The organism is Ruegeria sp. CDSA079 (genome assembly GCF_059612245.1).
Window position 1 is genome coordinate 31,460 of record NZ_JBXWQF010000017.1, and the last position, 17,600, is coordinate 49,059.

General features: G+C 55.6%; 13 protein-coding genes. 5 read left to right on the forward strand and 8 right to left on the reverse strand.

What is annotated here, in order from left to right; all coding sequences use genetic code 11:
• Nucleotides 1–84: 84 nt before the first annotated feature.
• Nucleotides 85–1,164 (reverse strand): hypothetical protein, encoded by a 1,080-nt coding sequence (locus tag AC2FJZ_RS16445; protein ID WP_496778967.1) that lies wholly within the window; start codon nt 1,162–1,164, stop codon nt 85–87.
• A 210-nt stretch (nt 1,165–1,374) separates the two neighbouring features.
• Here AC2FJZ_RS16445 and AC2FJZ_RS16450 point away from each other — a divergent pair, with 210 nt between their 5' ends.
• From AC2FJZ_RS16450 to AC2FJZ_RS16460, 3 genes are read left to right on the forward strand one after another with little or no spacing between them, the layout of a single operon-like run.
• A complete protein-coding gene (locus tag AC2FJZ_RS16450; protein WP_496778969.1) occupies nt 1,375–2,037 on the forward strand; it encodes a PepSY domain-containing protein in 663 nt (220 codons plus the stop codon).
• Nucleotides 2,038–2,075: 38 nt separating this feature from the next.
• Complete coding sequence (locus AC2FJZ_RS16455; RefSeq protein WP_496778971.1) at nt 2,076–2,735, forward strand: response regulator transcription factor; 660 nt, start codon at nt 2,076–2,078, stop codon at nt 2,733–2,735.
• Nucleotides 2,735–4,063: an ATP-binding protein gene (locus tag AC2FJZ_RS16460; protein WP_496778973.1), complete on the forward strand. Its 1,329-nt coding sequence runs from the start codon at nt 2,735–2,737 to the stop codon at nt 4,061–4,063. Before AC2FJZ_RS16455 ends, AC2FJZ_RS16460 begins: the two co-directional genes overlap by 1 nt.
• A gap of 530 nt (nt 4,064–4,593) precedes the next feature.
• Here AC2FJZ_RS16460 and AC2FJZ_RS16465 read toward each other — a convergent pair.
• Nucleotides 4,594–6,168, reverse strand: coding sequence for an arylsulfatase (locus tag AC2FJZ_RS16465; RefSeq protein ID WP_496778975.1), 1,575 nt, complete (start codon nt 6,166–6,168; stop codon nt 4,594–4,596).
• 154 nt (nt 6,169–6,322) lie between these two features.
• Here AC2FJZ_RS16465 and AC2FJZ_RS16470 point away from each other — a divergent pair, with 154 nt between their 5' ends.
• Nucleotides 6,323–7,225 carry a LysR family transcriptional regulator gene (locus AC2FJZ_RS16470; protein WP_496778977.1) on the forward strand — a complete coding sequence of 301 codons (903 nt, stop codon included), beginning with the start codon at nt 6,323–6,325 and terminating at the stop codon, nt 7,223–7,225.
• Nucleotides 7,226–7,282: 57 nt separating this feature from the next.
• On the opposite strand, the gene AC2FJZ_RS16475 is transcribed toward AC2FJZ_RS16470, so the two are convergent.
• The 4 genes from AC2FJZ_RS16475 to AC2FJZ_RS16490 all read right to left on the reverse strand — a co-directional run bounded on the left by AC2FJZ_RS16475 (nt 7,283) and on the right by AC2FJZ_RS16490 (nt 15,266).
• Nucleotides 7,283–7,462 (reverse strand): hypothetical protein, encoded by a 180-nt coding sequence (locus AC2FJZ_RS16475; RefSeq protein ID WP_496668804.1) that lies wholly within the window; start codon nt 7,460–7,462, stop codon nt 7,283–7,285.
• A 221-nt stretch (nt 7,463–7,683) separates the two neighbouring features.
• Nucleotides 7,684–11,484, reverse strand: a complete 3,801-nt coding sequence (locus AC2FJZ_RS16480; RefSeq protein WP_496778979.1) for a beta strand repeat-containing protein — start codon at nt 11,482–11,484, stop codon at nt 7,684–7,686.
• A gap of 865 nt (nt 11,485–12,349) precedes the next feature.
• On the reverse strand, nt 12,350–12,691 hold the full coding sequence (locus AC2FJZ_RS16485; RefSeq protein ID WP_496778981.1) for an alpha/beta fold hydrolase: 342 nt from the start codon (nt 12,689–12,691) through the stop codon (nt 12,350–12,352).
• 292 nt (nt 12,692–12,983) lie between these two features.
• Nucleotides 12,984–15,266: an adenosylcobalamin-dependent ribonucleoside-diphosphate reductase gene (locus AC2FJZ_RS16490; protein ID WP_496778983.1), complete on the reverse strand. Its 2,283-nt coding sequence runs from the start codon at nt 15,264–15,266 to the stop codon at nt 12,984–12,986.
• Between the two features lie 129 nt (nt 15,267–15,395).
• On the opposite strand from AC2FJZ_RS16490, the gene AC2FJZ_RS16495 reads away from it, so the two are divergent.
• The gene (locus AC2FJZ_RS16495; protein ID WP_050604185.1) at nt 15,396–15,827 is read left to right on the forward strand and encodes a DUF1489 family protein; all 432 of its coding nucleotides are present in this window, start codon (nt 15,396–15,398) and stop codon (nt 15,825–15,827) included.
• Here AC2FJZ_RS16495 and hisG read toward each other — a convergent pair.
• Together hisG and AC2FJZ_RS16505 are read right to left on the reverse strand one after the other, a co-directional pair.
• Nucleotides 15,824–16,513, reverse strand: a complete 690-nt coding sequence (gene hisG, locus AC2FJZ_RS16500) for an ATP phosphoribosyltransferase (protein ID WP_496668794.1) — start codon at nt 16,511–16,513, stop codon at nt 15,824–15,826. The two genes, AC2FJZ_RS16495 and hisG, sit on opposite strands and share 4 nt — an antisense overlap.
• On the reverse strand, nt 16,510–17,598 hold the full coding sequence (locus tag AC2FJZ_RS16505) for an ATP phosphoribosyltransferase regulatory subunit (protein ID WP_496778985.1): 1,089 nt from the start codon (nt 17,596–17,598) through the stop codon (nt 16,510–16,512). Before AC2FJZ_RS16505 ends, hisG begins: the two co-directional genes overlap by 4 nt.
• Nucleotides 17,599–17,600: the final 2 nt, after the last annotated feature.

A 17,600-nucleotide genomic window follows, 5' to 3' on the forward strand; every position in this document is an offset into this window, starting at 1 on the left:
ACATGATGTCGGGTCAACCATGCTCGTGGTAAAGACATGGCTGACCCGGCCACCATCGGCTTGCAAAATAGCAGGCCAATACTGTCAGCTATCTAGTCCAAGAAGTGATTTCACCGCATCCTCGACCTCATCAGTGACAGGCTTGTTTGCCGCGTTTTCCAGCGCTTCACGTTCAGTCAGTTCCTGATCTTCAACGGCTTCTGTCAACTCATCGACCTCGGCAACCGCTTGCTCGTAATCGACGGCATCCTTCTTCTCGGTTTCCAGACTCTCAGCCGTATCGATAGCGTCCTGGAGATCGGTGTTTGCTTCCTCAAGCGCTGCTTCAATGTCGGGATCGGTGCCACCGGCGTCAGCCAGCGCCTCTTCAAGGTCGTTCACAAGATCTTGTTTTTCTTCAACGTCTGTCTGGGCTGCTTCAAGATCCTGTTCGATTTCAGAGACAGATCGATCCGGCGGCGTCATCCCCTCCAGAAGATCCTGCTGTTCCTCCAGCGCCGCCCGCAGATCATCCCCGGCCAATACAGTATCACGATAAGTAGCAATTCGGCCCACTCGCGAATTTGGTGCTGCATTCAGCAAAGCCGTCTCGCTTGCATTTGCTGCATTCAACGCCCCCAGTTCAGATGGGTGCACCCCAAGCAACGTGGCCATTTTATTCCCTGTCGGGCGCTTTTCCGGGCGAACGGACTTGGTGACCTGAGGCGAAATTTTCGTTGTTCGCGTTACTTTCGTAGTCTTGGTTTTGGTTTTCTTGGCCTTGGATTTTTTGCCGCCAAATATGTCCTTTAGAGAGAATTTTTTCCCTTTCGAAGATTGGGGCTGTGCTCCAGTGACACCGGTTGTTTTTTTGTCTGACTTTCCAGCCGCAGACTTTCCTTCACTTTTGGACCCGCCCTTTCCTAAGCCTTTACCGTTTCCAGCTCCGTCATTTCCACCGCCGTGGCCATTTCCATTCCCACCACCGTTGCCGTTACCGTTTCCGCCGCCGTTTCCGCCGCCATTGCCGCCGCCATTTCCACCACCATTGCCGCCGCCGTTTCCGTTGCCCCCTTTCGCGTAGGCAAAGTCGGGAAAGGCGATCGATCCGACGATCGCGGCTGAACCCATCAAAGCGACGGCAATTGCTGAGGTTTTTAACAATCCAGACATTGTTTTCTTCATGGCGATTCTCTTTCTTCGAGTTTGGATTTCTGCGGTCCGCATTCTCAAGATTCCGGTTCGTACCGGCGCAGTATGCTTGCCGGATTCGTGCCCGGGCTTTTGTCATTTAAACCCATCGTCGTTGAACCCATGGGAAACTGGTTGTTCATCACCGGTTCATGTAGCTTTCGCTAGATTGAACGGGCGTATGTGCCGTAAAAAGTACCAAAGATGAAAAAGCTCTTGATCATTGCCTGCCTTCTCGCTGTTCTCCAACCCGGACACAGCAATGCGGCCGCCCGCGAGTTGAAACAATCTGAATTACGCAAGGCGACAAGTTCGGGAAAAGCCATTCGGCTCAATAAGGTTATCAAGGGTGTGGAGCGCGTCTTTGGTGGCACGCCAGTAGACGCGCGCGCGTTCCAGACGGATCAGGTGTACTATCGCATTCTGGTCAAAAAACCCGATGGCAAGATAATTAGTGTTATTGTCAATGCAAAAACCGGTGTTGTTGTACCCAATCGTTCAAATGTTGGGCGGCAGGTGACTGACGCTGCTAAGACAGCGCCAGGCAACTCCGCTGTTGGTACGTCGCGACAGGCGTCGGCGAACAATAGCATCAATGGAAACCGCGGCGACAATGGCAATGGCGGCGGCAATGGTGGCGGCAACGGCAATGGTGGCGGCAACGGCAATGGTGGCGGTAACGGCAATGGCGGCGGCAACGGCAATGGTGGCGGCAACGGCAATGGTGGCGGTAACGGCAATGGCGGCGGCAACGGCAATGGCGGCGGTAATGGCAATGGCGGCGGTAATGGCGGTGGAAACTCCGGTGGAAACGGTGGCGGTGACTCCGGTGGTAACAGCGGCGGTAACAGCGGAGGAAAAAGATGATGTTTAAACTTTCAGTCACGTGCATATAGTGCTGGTGTATGAGAGTTTTGCTTGCAGAAGATGAACCACACCTCTGTGAACAGATCAAAAAGCTACTGAATGCTGAAGGTCGAGTAGTGGATGTGGTAAAAAACGGTCTCGACGCGTTACATCTGGGCGCGACCGAACCGTACGACATGATCATTCTGGACATCGGCCTGCCGGGACGGGACGGTATTTCCGTCTTGCGGGAGTGGCGTGGTTCGGGTGTCAAAACCCCGGTTCTTATCCTGACCGCCCGTGATGGCTGGAGTGAGCGGGTCGATGGTCTGGATGCCGGTGCAGATGATTATATGACCAAGCCCTTCCATATGCCCGAACTGGCCGCACGTGTTCGCGCCATACTACGACGGCAAAGTAGTCAGTTGAACCCTGTGATCGAGATGGGGAATGTCATGCTGGACACCCGCAACGGGCGGGTGACAGTCGATGGTGTTCCGATTGACCTGACCGCTCAGGAAATCGCTGTGCTGACCTATCTGGCCCATAATGCCGGGCGCATGATCTCAAGAACTGAGCTTTCAGAACATATCTATGAATACGATGGTGACCGGGATTCAAACACCATTGCAGTCTTCGTAACCCGCTTGCGTAAGAAACTAGGCCCCGATTTGATCACTACAGTACGAGGCCGCGGATACATGATTGACTCAGACTGATGTTATCACTGCGTCAACGGGCATTGTTGGGTGGCGTTGCATCCGGAGCTGTGTCTGTAGGACTGGGCACACTTGCCGTCTTCTCTTACATCAATGACCGCGTATCAGACCGCTTCGACACAGCCCTATTGGATCGCCATACACAGCTTGTTGTAGGTTTGAGTGTCACCACCCAAAGCCCGGATGCACTTCGTGATCTGATGTTCGACCCGGCCTATAGTACGCCTTACTCTGGGCGATACTGGCAAGTCAGCAGCGACGACGGAGAGATTTTTACGTCTGCCTCACTGTTTGACCAAGTTATTGCCGAGCCGGCTGGCAATCCAGATGCTCCAACGCTCTGGAACACAAACGGCCCGGAAGATGAAGTTCTGCGTAGTGCCTTTCAAAAAATCACCTTCGAAGACGGCTCAGTTTGGGGCGTCAGCGTTGCAGAAAGCCGAGCACAGCTTGTCGCCGAGCGCCGTGCTGCGCAGCAAAGCCTATTGCCCGTGTTCGCACTTGTTGGTCTGATAGGTGTGGTCGGATCGTTGCTGCTGATGACCTTCATACTCGGGCCGCTGCGAAGATTGCGTACTGATGTCGCGAGTCGCTGGGATCGAGATGAAGACCTCAGACCGACCGATTACCCCGAAGAAGTCTCACCCCTTGTCGAGGACCTGAACAAACTCCTGAGCCGGAACCGCGAGATTCTGTCGGGATCACGCCGTCAGGCCGCGGATTTAGCCCATGCTTTGAAAACTCCGGCCGCCATTTTGCGGAACGAATTGAATTCGCTTTCCGGCACGGGTGCCACAACGGATACTGCGCAAGAGGCACTTGATCGGATAGATGCCCAGTTAAACCGATCTTTGGCCAGATTGCGTGCATTACACACCGCGGATCTAACCCATTCGCGGACTGATCTGACAAACTCCATCGACCGGTTAGCACGGTTGTTTTCGACAATGGTGGATCGCGAGGGAAAATCTCTGCAGATCGCACGTGATCCCGGACTCTGGGTACGCATGGATGCACAGGACATCGAAGAAGTACTGGGAAACTTGCTGGACAATGCAGTCAAGTGGTGTCGACAAAGCGTGCGTATGACCGCCGAACGCAAGCCTGGATGCATCGAAATCAGTATCGAAGACGACGGCCCCGGGATTACCCAACAAGCCCACCGAGAGGCTCTGCGATCAGGAGGTCGGCTGGACACGTCGGTCACCGGCAGTGGATTGGGGCTGGCAATAGCAGTCGATTTATTGAACGCTTATAACTTCCATCTAAATCTGGGAACATCTGCGTTGCTCGGCGGGCTGGAATGTAGAATTGTGATTTCGACTTGATTTGACCCAAAAATGTTTGATCGACGAAGCCACCATTCCCGCAAATCTCAGCTGTCTGCGAAATAGGCTCGATACATCGCTTCACGCAACCAAGAAATTTTTCCGCTGACTGAGGGTGCGCAGAAATCAGTTAATAGTCTTCATCGCTGAAAAATCCACTACGGCAAAGTGCGTGCACCCCAAAGCTACTATGCGCTTTACTCTGACGAATGAGCAATTTGGGCTCGGGGCGGACATCCGATCATTTCACCCTAACAATTGACGGGCACCTGGGCCGGCAATGACGCCAAAGGGCTGCGGCCGACCGACTGCATCCGAAGCATCCAGATGGCATGGCAACGGCAGGTTATGGCTCTCCGCACCAGTTGGGGCACGTCGCAGAGAACGTCGGCAGCGAGCCCAAATATAGTGATGGTGCGCGGAGTCCTAATGACAAGTTTAGGTGTAAAGCGGCCCCTATCAGCAGGTGTTTTCGTGCAAATTTTTGATGGATCGGGAGGCAACGATTGATGCCTCCCGAGTATTAACTTCTACTGCGACATCCCGCCTTCGGTCGAAATTTGTTCTTCGACATGGCCCTGGTTGGTTATGTCCGATCCCCGCGGAGGATATTCCTTGAATGTAGACAGGTGGTTTTGGACGATTTCGGCAGCAGGACCAAACGCCCACATCTTGTTGCCCATCCACCGTGTATACATCCCCGATTCCTCGGCCGCTTTTTCGTAGGGATCGCGGCGCAGGTTGAACAGCAGGGGTGCGTTCAGTTCTTCTTTGGGTCCCGCCCAACCTTTGGTTTGTATCGTGAAGTGCGCTTTCCAGTCACCATGCCGCACCGCTTGCAGGTCCGGGCCTTCGTAGTAGATGATCTCATCCCGGTTGCTGTCGCTGTCACCAGTCAAAAACGACAGTTGGTTGAACCCATCCAGATGCACCTGATAGCCCTCGTAGCCTTGGAGCAATGATCCAGGCAGATCATCTGGGCCGCCAGCGGCAGCAACAAGGGTGGGCATCCAGTCTAGACCGGCAAAAATACCGTTGCTCACGGTTCCGGCTGGGACTTTTCTGGGCCAGCGAATGATGGCAGGGACGCGGAAGCCGCCTTCCCAGGTTGTGCCTTTTTCGCCATGGAACGGTGTTGTTCCCCCGTCGGGCCAAGTCATGGTTTCAGGGCCATTATCCGAGGTGAAGACGACAATTGTGTTTTCTGAAACGCCGAGCTCGTCCAACCGAGCCATGACTTTGCCCACGTTGTCGTCAAGCTCTTTCATGACCACATCCTGCAAACCGCGTCCGTCACCCAACATGGCTTCGTAATCGGGGCTCAGATGTGTCCAGACATGCGCGCGCGCCGGGGCCATCCAAACAAAGAAAGGCGTTTCGCTGTCAACCGCGCGGTTGATGAAGTCCAGCGTGTGCGCCGTTACTTCATCGTCGAGCGTCTTCTGCCGCTGGGGCGGAGCGGGACCATCGTCGATAATGCGTTGTTTTCCGACCAACCCCCAGCGCGGATCAACAGTTTCATCTACGGTATCAGTTGCGTAAGCATGGATGATGTTCCGAGGGCCAAAAGTGTCGTTGAATTTTTGATCTTTCGGCCAGTCCGGATCGGATGTGTATTCCATCGCGTTCAGGTGATAGAGCCAGCCCCAGTATTCGTCAAAACCTTTCACTGTCGGCAGGAACTTGTTCATATCGCCCAGATGGTTCTTGCCAAATTGACCAGTTGTGTAGCCCAGAGATTTCAGCATGTTGGCCAGAGTTGGGTCATTTTCGCTCAGACCTTTTTCTGGGTCTCCGGGCAGGCCAACCGTGTGCATCCCCGTTCGAACCGGAAATTGTCCGGTGATAAAGGCAGACCGCCCGGCGGTACAGCTTGGCTGCGCATAGTAATCCGTAAGGCGCATGCCATCCGCAGCAAGCTGGTCAAGGTTGGGGGTTTTGATGCTTTTCACACCCTGATGGTAACTGCCCAGACTGGCCCAGCCGACATCGTCAGCCATGATGACAAGGATATTAGGTTGGTCGGTTTCGGCCAGGACTGGCAGGGCACAGACCGAAGCCGTGGCCAGCGTGGCGGAAACCGCAACAGATCGAAGAATGAACATTTTTACCTCTGTGGACGTAGAAGACGATATCGGTGGTGGGACTATCGAAAGGTCCGTTCGGGATAGCGGTCGAAACTTTGATGCTGCAACAAGGCTTTACTAAGATTTCGCATTGTGGAATTTAAAACCCGAATTCTGGAAAGAAACTGAACGCATGATTAATGAAAATGCCCTGACTGCCTTTCTTTCATTGGCCGAGACTGGCAGTTTCCAAAATGCGGCCCGCGCGATGGGTGTCTCCAACGCGTCTTTTTCCCGCTACGTCGGGCAAGTGGAGAACCATGCGGGGGTGGCGCTCTTTGACCGAAGTCGCAACAGCAGCACACTGACACGCGCTGGACAGGAGTTTTTGCCGATTGCTAAGGCTTTGCGCGAAGACCTGGATCGCTTTACGACTCGCGTGACCAGTTTGCGTGAAACCGGGCCGGGAACTTTGCTCATTGGCTGTGGACCTCTGACTACGAGAACTCTGATCCTGCCCGTCTTGCGATCAGTGCGGCGAGTGATGCCCGACCTGCGCTTTCGAGTTCTGGTGAGCGCCTATGCGCGCCCGCTCGACTTATTGCAGGCGGGAGAGTTCGACGTTTTCCTCGGTGATCTGACCTACACACCCGAAGCCGACGATGTCGAGATCATGGTGATGGAAAAGAAAGAAATTCAATTTGTGGCCCATCGAGATCATGAAATTCACCAACGCGGTCCTCAGACGATGGCAGGCATCTTTGATTTTCCCTTTGCCTCGCCGCATCTTCACAAACACTGGAAGGCGACTTTGACAAAGTCACTTGGTGGCGATGCCGAGGCAGTCGAAAAGGTCAATGCACAGCCGCGAATTGAGTGCGACGACTACAACTTCCTGACCGGGTTGTTGGTAGAGCCGGAGTACATCGTAGGAGGGATGCCGGACACGTTCGAGGAGTTGATCAGAGCAAAGAAAGTCAAACCAGTGCCGTTGAAACAGAGCCTTACGTGGAACATTTGCGCAGCGCGCAAGTCCCAAAACACGTCGGATGCACTTGAATTGTGCTGGAGCGAGCTTGCCAAATATCGGGCGTGATCGGTGGCGCCTAGGAAAAATGCTGCCATGGGTAAGAAGATTGCGCTACGCATCTCATTAACCTGCCTGTTGCCTCAACTCCAATCGTAGCACAATACGGTTCGCGATGAACCGACCCGGAACGTATTCCAGTTCCTCGGTCACACCTTCACCCAGCGTCTTCAGTGTTCCGCCCCAGCGAGTGCATTCCTCACCCGGTGACAGGACCTGATCCTGCCGATCCAGATGTTGGGGCAACGGTTTGCGGCTGTGTTGCCGGGAAGGTTTGCTGTCCTCGGCAGAGCGATAGAACTGGCTTGTGTCGCCGCCGCTGTCGCAATCTGCTTCTCTTCATCTGACCAAAACCGCTTCTTTCGCTTGCTCATGGAGTGCCCCATGATGTCTACTATCGATGATGGGCACTTAGACGCCCTCTATCGAACGCGTTAGGTTGCGCTTACCGGACGGACACTTTTCGCCTAGAACTTCCACTCATAGGATGCCCAGAGGGCCTGAGTTGATACGTCAGCGCCGAGGGATGATCTTGCTTCAAGGCGCAGGATTCCCCCATGTTCGAAGGGTTTCTCGAAGTTCAGCCCCGCTTCGCCGAAAGTGTCGGTACCCCCTCCGCCTGAGGCCAAAGCAAGCGTATTCCCGAATATGGACACATCCACAATTGACGGCGCATCTGCGTCCCGATGCACTGCCGCCAATGAAGCTGACAGACGCCCACCAAGCATAGAGGTTGCGTATTCACCGCCAATCCGGGTTTCATTGAATGTGATAGTCCTGTCGCCAATTGTTGCATTGGCGGAACTACCCGTCTCAGTAAATTCTTCCAGGTTTTCTTTGCCGTACATAAAGCTTGCCCTTGGGGTCAGGATCGCGCCGTTTTTCAAGGCAAACTCACGCTCTGCAGCAACGAAGGCAGTTATCATGTCGCTGGAATAGTCAGCTTCCGTCGCAACATTCCCGTTGGTGCCAGACTCGTGATTGTCCAGGTCACCGTAACCAAGACCAAAGCTCAAATCAGCAAACCCGAAATTTTGGGCCACGATCCCGCTGATAAACACACCCGAGGTGTCGAAGGACGAAGAGCCAAAGGTTCCGTCATTCTTGAAGTAGCTGGCCCCAAACCCGTATCGCAATCCTATTCCAAGATCACGGGTTACACCTGCATTGACGCTCCACATGTTTGAAGAAAGCGCAGAAGAACTGCCGCTTGCGGTTCCGTCACTTTTGCTGCCACTGACCAGGAAGTACGGCCGAAAACCTTCGATTGGGCCGCTTCCGCGAGTGCTGAGCACCACCCGGTCACGGCTGACATTGTCGAGATCGCCGTTGTCCAGCTGACGCGCAAGATTGTAAGAAAGCCCTGCTATTTCGAACGACTGGTTTGTGTTCGGTTGCAGTTCAGCGGCGTCGAACGAGGCATAGACAGGTGCCGAGCCCCCTTCATCATCAACAAACCAACCTTGAGAGGCTGAGGAAACCGACGTGGTGAACACACCGTTGGTCGTTTCATCGTCCTGGAAATGGTATACAACCCGCCCGCCGACATTGTTCAAATTTACGTCGTGATCGCTGACCCGAATGGTCCCATTGATATCTGCGGTAGTTTCGGCATTTAGCGTACCGCCGCCGTCGCCCAGAAACACCGCGTAGCTCTTGCCGGTTGAAGTGGCAGAGACGTTACCTGTCACATTGACCGTACCTTCAGCACTACCCACGAAGATGCCATAAGCTTCCGTATCCGTACCCCCGTAGGCAGCAACAGATATCGCGCCGCCATGGCTCAGAACGCCGCCTGAAGGCAATGCAGCAGTGGTAATGCCATACGCCCGGACAAAAGCGTCACCTTGCGCCGAAACCGTAACCGTTCCGCTATTCGTTACACCCGTGTCGATCTGATCAAAAGACATCCCGACGGCTGCAACGGTTGCAACGTTTTGGCCCGCTGCTGAAACCTGCAGGGTGCCGGAGTTTAATACGTCCCCGCTATCGCGAACGTTTGCGCCCTGAATGCCAGCTGCAAAGGCTGTAGAACCCTGGTCCGCGACAGCTTCGACAGAGATGTTACCGCTGTTGGACAGTTTGCCACCAACGTGAGAAAATCGCATCCTCAGGGCGGAGGCGTTCAAACCTGAGGCCGAGGCCGCAATCGCGCCCGAGTTCTCGAACACCCCGAAACCACCCGTTGGATCTTCGTTGATGTTGTCTACATTAATCCCGTTGGCAACAGCGCGTTGGAAGGGAACAGGAGCGCTCGAATCGGGCACCGTAGCGCTCGCGACGATACTGCCGGAATTTGAAAATCTGCCGTTGACGAAACCGAGGGCTATACCGCTGGCGCGCGCAGTGGTATCTCCCGACGCTCTCGCCGAGATGTCCCCCGAACCCAGAACATCGTCTAGGGCAATCCCGTCTGCACCAGAAAAATCAGCCTTCGCAAATGCCGAGATGACGCCAGAGTTGCTGAATGTGCCGCCAATATTAGTTGTGTTGATCCCGTCTACATACGCCGAGCTTGTACCGACGGCCTGAACCGTTACTGCGCCACTGTTATCAAAGGAACCGTCGACATTTCCTCGCACTTCGATCCCTTCCACAAACGCAAAGGATCCTCCGCCAGCGGCTACCGTTATGGTCCCACTGTTGGTCAGCGAACCGTCCACGGCAATTGTCAGGATACCAGTCGAGTCGGCCGAGACGGTGTCGATCGCCTGGACCGTGATTTGGCCACTGTTTTCCAGCGCACCTGCCACACGGCCCAGAACCCTGATCCCTTCGACGCTTGCGCTAGCCCCTTGCCCTTCGGCGACAGCTTTGATCGTACCCGTGTTGCTCAAAGTTCCATTTGCCGCAATGGAACTAGCGCGGATGCCTGCGGCCGAGCCGCTGGACCCCTGACCGGCAACCGTGATGCCGCCGTTGTTAGTCAGAGCTCCCTGCACGAGATCTGTCAATATCCCGGTTGCTGCTCCGTTGCGCGTACCGTTCGCCGCGATCACCAAGGGACCATCATTGGTTAGCTGGTTATGCACCTCATCAACTTGAAACCCATATGCTGTGGCCGAACCGTTGCTGGCTCTTGCATCAGCAAAAATCCCACCGCTGTTGAGCACGGTACCCGAGATGTCGCGAGCCTGTATCCCCGGGGCAGTGGCCGAGGTGACCCCCGCGGCGGCGACATCGACGGGTCCGCTGTTCGAGACACTGCCGGAAACATTGCCGAAATCCAACCCGCCGGCATTTGCAGTCGAAGATGTAGCAAGAGCCTGAATATTGACAGCGCCTGAATTGTCGAAATTCGCACCGTCGCCCACGCCCCCGAAATCGAACCCGTCTGCCACAGCGTTTCCGCCGAAACCCCGCCCGGAAACCATCCCCGAGTTGGTCAGTGTTCCACTCAGGCCGGAGACTTTGACGACGTCATAGTCTGCTCTTCCGGTGCTGCCCGCTTTCATCTCGACAGTAAGTGCGCCACTGTTTTGCAGACGCCCGGAGAGGTTGTTTACCACAACTGCGCCCCCGGTTGCCTGGTTTCCACCAGTTGCCAACACATTGATGGCGCCGGTACTGTTCAATTCCCCGATCAGGCCCTCAATTTCAGCACCGACTGCGCGGCCAATATTTGTTCCGGATGCAGATACATTAATGGGGCCAGAGCTATCGACCGTCCCGTTGATTGTTAGGAAGGACATGCCAAATCCGAGAGCCGACCCGCTAGAGCTTGAGACATCAATACCAATGCTGCCGCTGTTACTTGCAGCTCCGTTCACAACGTCGGCAGTTAGCCCAATTGCAATGGCTCTGCTGCTGTTGCTGCCCTTAAGGTTAATCGTCCCGCTGTTTGAAAGCGTGCCATCGACTTGATTGGTCAGAATTCCAAATGAGTTTCCGTTAGTCAGGGCAAAGTTCCCAATATCGATGAAACCGCTGTTTTGCACCGAACCTGTGGTGATGCCCGACACATCAATCCCGGAAATGATAGCTGAGTTGCCAAGCGCGGCACCCATCGATATCGTGCCGGAGTTCAGGACGGTGCCAGACAAATCGCCATTGATGTCGACCGCTGCGCGGGTCCTGACGTTCGCCTCGGGGGCTGTCAGTTGTCCGGCATTCGTCACAGTGCTGGAATAATCCGCCACGTTCACTTGAACCAAGGCTGCCCCCGGCAAGCGGTTGTTGCTGATCGACCCGGTACTCGTGATGGTGTGATCTTCATCCACACTGCTGATCAGCGGCGTGGTTCGTGCCCCATTGACGACCTCCCCCAATGAAGCCCCCGCTGAAACCGTCAAAACTGAGGCAGAGCAGAGGAATAGCGAGGGCGCGATGCTCGCCACTTTCCCCTTCCACTTGGATAGACGTCCCCCATGCGCAAAAGCGCGTACCCGTTGCTCGACCTGCATGTGTTCTGCCCCATCTGGCTAAAGCTCTTTGATGCGCGCGCGAGGGTTGAATTACCCAGCGTCACCCACTCAATGCGCATTCGCTTGCACGCTCGGCTTTCCGTTGGAAGGGGTATTGACGGCGAGAATGTGACCAATCAGCCCTTCTAAACACTAGGTTTAGGCCGCATACACTTTAGTTTGTCAGATCTTGAGACTTCGTTGCCTCCTGCGCTTCAAGGGCTTTGGAGCTCGCCTTGCCGCTTGCTAAAACTTAGCACCCAAGGCGCGGCCCGAAGGTGGGCTAGGAGGTCTCGAAAAACTCAGAGACAGAACCCTTAAATCGATGCGGATTTTCCACAAACATGAAGTGGCTTCCACCCTCATCTTTCGGGATGACGATCAATTTCGCACCCGAGGTTTGTGAGACTATCCATTGTTGAGATTCCAGTGGATGGGGACTACCTTCCGCAGCAACAACAAGGACCGGATTTTGTATTTGCCTGACTACGCTGCGCCAGTCATGAAGACAGTTGTCCTCGAGAAGGCTAGCAGCATACATCCGCGGGAATTTAAGATTTTCAGCAGCTACCGAAAGGAGTTTATCTTCGGGAAATTCTGACGTGAACATAGGTCGCAGAATATCCGCATGCGTGGTGCCGGAATCTGCATGGATGACACTGTCAGTAAACTGCGCAAGCGCTTCCAGCGAACTGATAATGGCTCCAGCATCTATGCGAGTCCTGGCACTCTAATTTGGTCTGGCAAGGAGTGAAGCGGGTTCATCAACAAAGATAAGTTTCCGAGGTGGGCGATCATGGCCAAACATCGACATATAAGACCAGAGAGCCGATGTTCCCAAAGAGTGACCTAAAATATCAAACTCAGTAAGCCCATATTCTTTGACAAGATCATATAGATCTTTAGCAAATCGACATATTCGGTAACCATATTCGGTCTTTTGTGATTCAACGTTCCCACGCCAATCCAGTGCGATAACTGTACGAATTTTACAGAAGGCTTCGAACTGGGCAGAGAACATTTGAGCGGATTGCGACGAGCCATGCACCACTATGAGTGGAAACCCAAGCACAATAATTTGGTCACAGAGCGCTGAACACGGCGAACACCGGTCCGCTTAGTTTTACGGCATCAGTGGGCCGAGAACCTTAATCCAACGCTCGATGCGCCCTCGTTTGAGGGCACATCAAAATCAAGGAAAGGTGGCGCTCGGAGACGACCTACAACTGCTCCCAGACTTCATTCTACGGATGCCCTAACACCTGGCATAATGCACGTGCAATGTGAAGGGAATGTACACGAGTAAGAACGAAATGGGAGATCTATGGGTCATTTCATGAAGCGCAACAAATACAGTAGCTGGATTAACCACACTTGGAATGCCCGCAACTGCGGCAGGTCATGCAACCCTCGATCATCACCATGTCGTACTGACCGCAGGATGGGCAAGCCTTGCCGCGTGGGGCGTCCATATTGACGACCTGCGCCTGAGGATCAGATTTCAGCCCCATCCCCTCGCCTTCAAGAAAACCGATATTGATCATGTGTTGCTCGATCACACCGCCAATCGCGGCCAGAATCGACGGGATGTATTTCCCTTGCACCCAGGCACCGCCGCGCGGGTCGAACACGGCCTTCAGCTCTTCGACCACAAAGGACACATCCCCACCACGCCGGAACACAGCCGAGATCATCCGGGTCAGTGCCAGCGTCCAGGCATAGTGCTCCATATTCTTCGAATTGATAAACACCTCGAAGGGGCGACGACGGCCTCCGATGACGATGTCGTTGATGGTCAGGTAAATCGCGTGCTCGCTATCGGGCCATTTCAATTTGTATGTGGACCCTTCCAATGCCTGCGGACGGTCCAGCGGCTCAGACATGTAAATCACGTCTCCGCCATCGACCTCATGGGGTGCATCCGCGCTTTCTCCTGGCACCTTGTCATCGCTTTCCGAAACGGTCAGGACCGAACCGGTGACATCATTCGGACGGTAGGTCGTGCAACCTTTGCAGCCCTGATCCCAAGCCTTCATGTAGACGTCCTTGAACGCGTCAAAGCTGATATCTTCGGGGCAGTTGATCGTCTTGGAAATCGAGCTGTCGATCCATTTCTGCGCCGCAGCCTGCATCTTGACATGATCGGACGGAGACAGAGTTTGCGCGTTGACGAAGTAGTCCGGCAACGTTTTATCACCGAACTTGTCACGCCACATCTGCACCGCGTAATCCACGACCTCTTCTTCGGTTCGCGATCCGTCTTTCTGCAAAACCTTGCGCGTATAGGCATAGGCAAAAACCGGCTCGATCCCTGACGACACATTGCCCGCGTACAAAGAGATCGTCCCGGTCGGTGCAATCGAAGTCAGAAGCGCATTGCGGATGCCATGGTCTCGGATTGCGTCGCGCACATCCTCATCCATCTGTAGCATCGTGCCGCTGGCCAGGTATTTCTCGGCGTCGAACAAGGGGAACGCCCCTTTTTCCTTCGCCAAGTCGACCGACGCCAGATACGCGGCGCGGGCGATGGCGTGCAACCAGCGTTCGGTTTGACGCGCCGCCTCGTCCGAACCATAGCGCAGACCCAGCATCAGCAACGCATCTGCCAGACCGGTTACGCCAAGACCGATACGGCGCTTGTCCTGGGCCTCGGCCTCCTGCTCCGCCAGCGGGAATTTCGAGGCATCCACCACATTGTCCATCATCCGAACAGCCTTGGCGACAAGCTTTTGCAATGCCTCCTCGTCCAGATGGGCTGCGTCCTCAAACGGGTCTGCAACCAGACGCGCCAGGTTGATCGAGCCCAATAGGCACGCGCCATAAGGCGGCAGAGGCTGCTCACCGCACGGGTTGGTGGCGGCTATGGTTTCAACGTAGCTCAGGTTGTTGGCCTGATTGATGCGGTCGATGAAGATCACGCCCGGCTCGGCAAAATCAAAGGTGGCCTGCATGATCTTGTTCCACAGATCACGTGCCTGAACGGTGTGGTAAACCTTGTCGCCAAACACCAGCTCCCACGGTCCATCGGCTTTGACGGCTTCCATGAACGGATCAGTCACCAGCACCGACATGTTGAACATGCGCAGACGGGCCGGATCGGATTTGGCAGTTATAAACTGTTCGATATCGGGATGGTCACAGCGCATGGTCGCCATCATCGCCCCACGGCGCGAGCCTGCGGACATGATCGTGCGGCACATGGCGTCCCACACGTCCATGAAGCTCAATGGGCCAGAGGCATCCGCTGCAACACCCTTCACATCGGCACCACGCGGTCGGATGGTCGAGAAATCGTACCCGATCCCGCCACCCTGCTGCATAGTCAACGCGGCCTCTTTCAGCATGTCGAAGATGCCGCCCATGCTGTCGGGTACAGTGCCCATGACAAAGCAGTTGAACAGTGTCACCTGACGCGCGGTACCTGCACCTGCCGTGATCCGCCCTGCAGGCAGGTATTTGAAGTCCTCAAGCGCCTGATAGAACTCTTCTTCCCAATGCGCAGGGTCTTTTTCGACCCGCGCAAGGTCGCGGGCGATGCGTCGCCAGCTGTCTTCCACCGTTTGATCGATGGGCGTGCCATCCGCCTGTTTGAAACGGTATTTCATGTCCCAGATCTGCTCGGCGATGGGGGCGGCAAAGCGGCTCATTGGTGATTCCCTGTTCTGAAAGAGGTATCCAGAGTACCCCAAATCACCCCAACACCACAACACCTTGATGACTGCGCGCTACAAGCTACAATATAAAGATGGGCCTTGGGACGACTCTGTGGGAAAGCTGTGGATAAGTACGTAAACCTCATAAAACTGTCCGTCGGATCGGAAAGCGTCGATACGCTGATGGCCTGGCAAGACAGCCGCATGCCGCTGTATCAGGATGGCTGCCCGCGCCATGTGACCCGCATGTGGCCCAAACGCGAGGCCGAGATTCTGAATGGCGGATCGATCTATTGGGTGATCAAAGGCGTGATCCAGTGTCGTCAGCGCATCCTGCGGCTGGATGAGGTGATCGGAGAGGACGGCATCCGCCGCTGTGCCATCGTGCTGGACCCCGAAGTACATCGCACGCAGACGGCCCTGAAACGCCCGTTCCAGGGCTGGCGTTACCTCAAACCCGAGGACACACCTGCGGACCTGCCCGAAGGGCGCGCGCAGGACGACGCTTTGCCCGATGACCTTAACCGCGCGCTTGCGGAAATCGGTGTGCTTTAACGCAGCCGATCAAGGAGTTCTGACAGAACCGCTTTCTTCGCCGCGTCATATTTCGGGACCCGACTGCGCCACAGCGTGGCCTGCGATTGCAGGATCAGACCATCTGAAAGAATCTTCAGGTGGTTGGCCCGCAGGGTTTCTCCGGTCGAGGTGATATCGGCAATCGCTTCGGCGGTCTCGTTCATCACCGTGCCTTCGGTCGCGCCCTGGCTATCGACCAGCGTGTAATCGGCCACGCCTGAATCAGTCAGGAACTCGCGCACAAGCCTGTGATACTTGGTGGCAATCCGCAGACGATGGCCATGGGTCTTACGAAACGCCGCAGCCGCCGCATCCAGATCATCAAGCGTATCGACATCAACCCAACAGGCCGGAGTTGCGATGATCAGATCAGCCTTGCCGAACCCAAGCTGCGAGATCTCTTCCAACTGCTGTTCCCAACGCGGCAGTTTCTCGTGCACCAGATCAATCCCGGTGACGCCCAGATGAATTCGCCCCGCGGCCAGTTCGCGCGGGATTTCACCGGCAGAAAGCAAAACCAGTGAGACCCCTTCGATCCCTTCGACCCTGCCAGCGTATTCCCTGTCTGATCCGCTACGGGACAAAGTAATGCCGCGTTTTTCGAACCACGAGAACGTCTTTTCCATCAACCGGCCCTTCGAGGGCACGCCCAGTTTCAGGCTCATTCTGCACCCTCCTCAATCTCCAGCATCAGATCGGGGCGCAGTACGCCCCCAACAGCCGGGATTTCGGCCCCATTGCCCAATTGCCGGGTCAGCGCGTCATAGCGCCCGCCGGTCGCGATCGGAGGCAGATCGGGTCGGCCCGCGGCATAAAAACCAAAAACGAACCCGTCGTAATATTCCATCGAGGTCCGGCCATAGGCGGCCTCGAAATCCAAACGCGCGACATCAACACCGCGCGCCTGTAACGCGGCTACGCGCGCCTCCAGCCGATCCAGCGCCGGGGTGATCTGTGGCAAGTCCACCGCGACGTCGCGCAGTTGCTCCAGAGCAAAGGGCATGGTTTCGCGCACGTTCAGCAGCGTTTCCAATCCAACAAGCTCACTGTCAGAAATCGGTGGGGTGTCGCGATCCTCGCGCAAAGCTTCGATCCGCGCCTCGATTTCCGAGGCCCGACGTTTACCGATCATCGGCGCGTCAAACACCATCGGGTCAGTGGCATTCAGCAGATCGGACCGCAACTCGGGCTCTGCCGCCCGACCCGCATACCGGTCCAGCAACACCCGGAACCGGCGCGGCCGCCAAAGGTGGCGCATCAGCGCGGCCTTGCGACGCTCGGTCGTGCGCAACCCAGCTACAGCGGCAGTCAGGATACCAATATCCCCAGTGGCTGCGCGCAGCGGCAAGCCGCGCAGTTGCAAGGCAAAGAGCGAGAAGACCTCAGCGTCGGCTCCGGCAGGATCGTTCCGGTCAAACACCTCATAGCCAACCTGGATGTATTCATTGGCCCGGTCCGGGTCGTGTTCCTGCCGCCGGAAAACCTCGCCGGAATAGGTATAGCGCGCGGGTTCAGCCCCGTCGCTCATATGCATCTGCACCACGGGCAACGTGAAGTCCGGGCGCAGCATCTGTTCGCCCCGCAACGCATCGGACGTGACATAGGCGCGGGCACGGATGTCTTCGCCATAGAGATCCAGCAACGTTTCTGCCGGTTGCAACAGGGGCGTGTCCACCACCTGAGCGCCCGCAGCCTCGAACCGGACACGCATCATTGCGGCGCGGGCCTGTATCTGTGAACGGTTGGGCATCG

What these genes read in the sequence shown, in the direction of transcription:
- AC2FJZ_RS16460 (WP_496778973.1), top strand. Translation starts at nt 2,735, where the DNA reads ATGTTATCACTGCGTCAACGGGCATTGTTGGGTGGCGTTGCATCCGGA.
- AC2FJZ_RS16470 (WP_496778977.1), top strand. Translation starts at nt 6,323, where the DNA reads ATGATTAATGAAAATGCCCTGACTGCCTTTCTTTCATTGGCCGAGACT.
- AC2FJZ_RS16445 (WP_496778967.1), bottom strand. Translation starts at nt 1,164, where the DNA reads ATGAAGAAAACAATGTCTGGATTGTTAAAAACCTCAGCAATTGCCGTC.
- AC2FJZ_RS16450 (WP_496778969.1), top strand. Translation starts at nt 1,375, where the DNA reads ATGAAAAAGCTCTTGATCATTGCCTGCCTTCTCGCTGTTCTCCAACCC.
- AC2FJZ_RS16455 (WP_496778971.1), top strand. Translation starts at nt 2,076, where the DNA reads ATGAGAGTTTTGCTTGCAGAAGATGAACCACACCTCTGTGAACAGATC.
- AC2FJZ_RS16505 (WP_496778985.1), bottom strand. Translation starts at nt 17,598, where the DNA reads ATGCCCAACCGTTCACAGATACAGGCCCGCGCCGCAATGATGCGTGTC.
- AC2FJZ_RS16490 (WP_496778983.1), bottom strand. Translation starts at nt 15,266, where the DNA reads ATGAGCCGCTTTGCCGCCCCCATCGCCGAGCAGATCTGGGACATGAAA.
- hisG (WP_496668794.1), bottom strand. Translation starts at nt 16,513, where the DNA reads ATGAGCCTGAAACTGGGCGTGCCCTCGAAGGGCCGGTTGATGGAAAAG.
- AC2FJZ_RS16465 (WP_496778975.1), bottom strand. Translation starts at nt 6,168, where the DNA reads ATGTTCATTCTTCGATCTGTTGCGGTTTCCGCCACGCTGGCCACGGCT.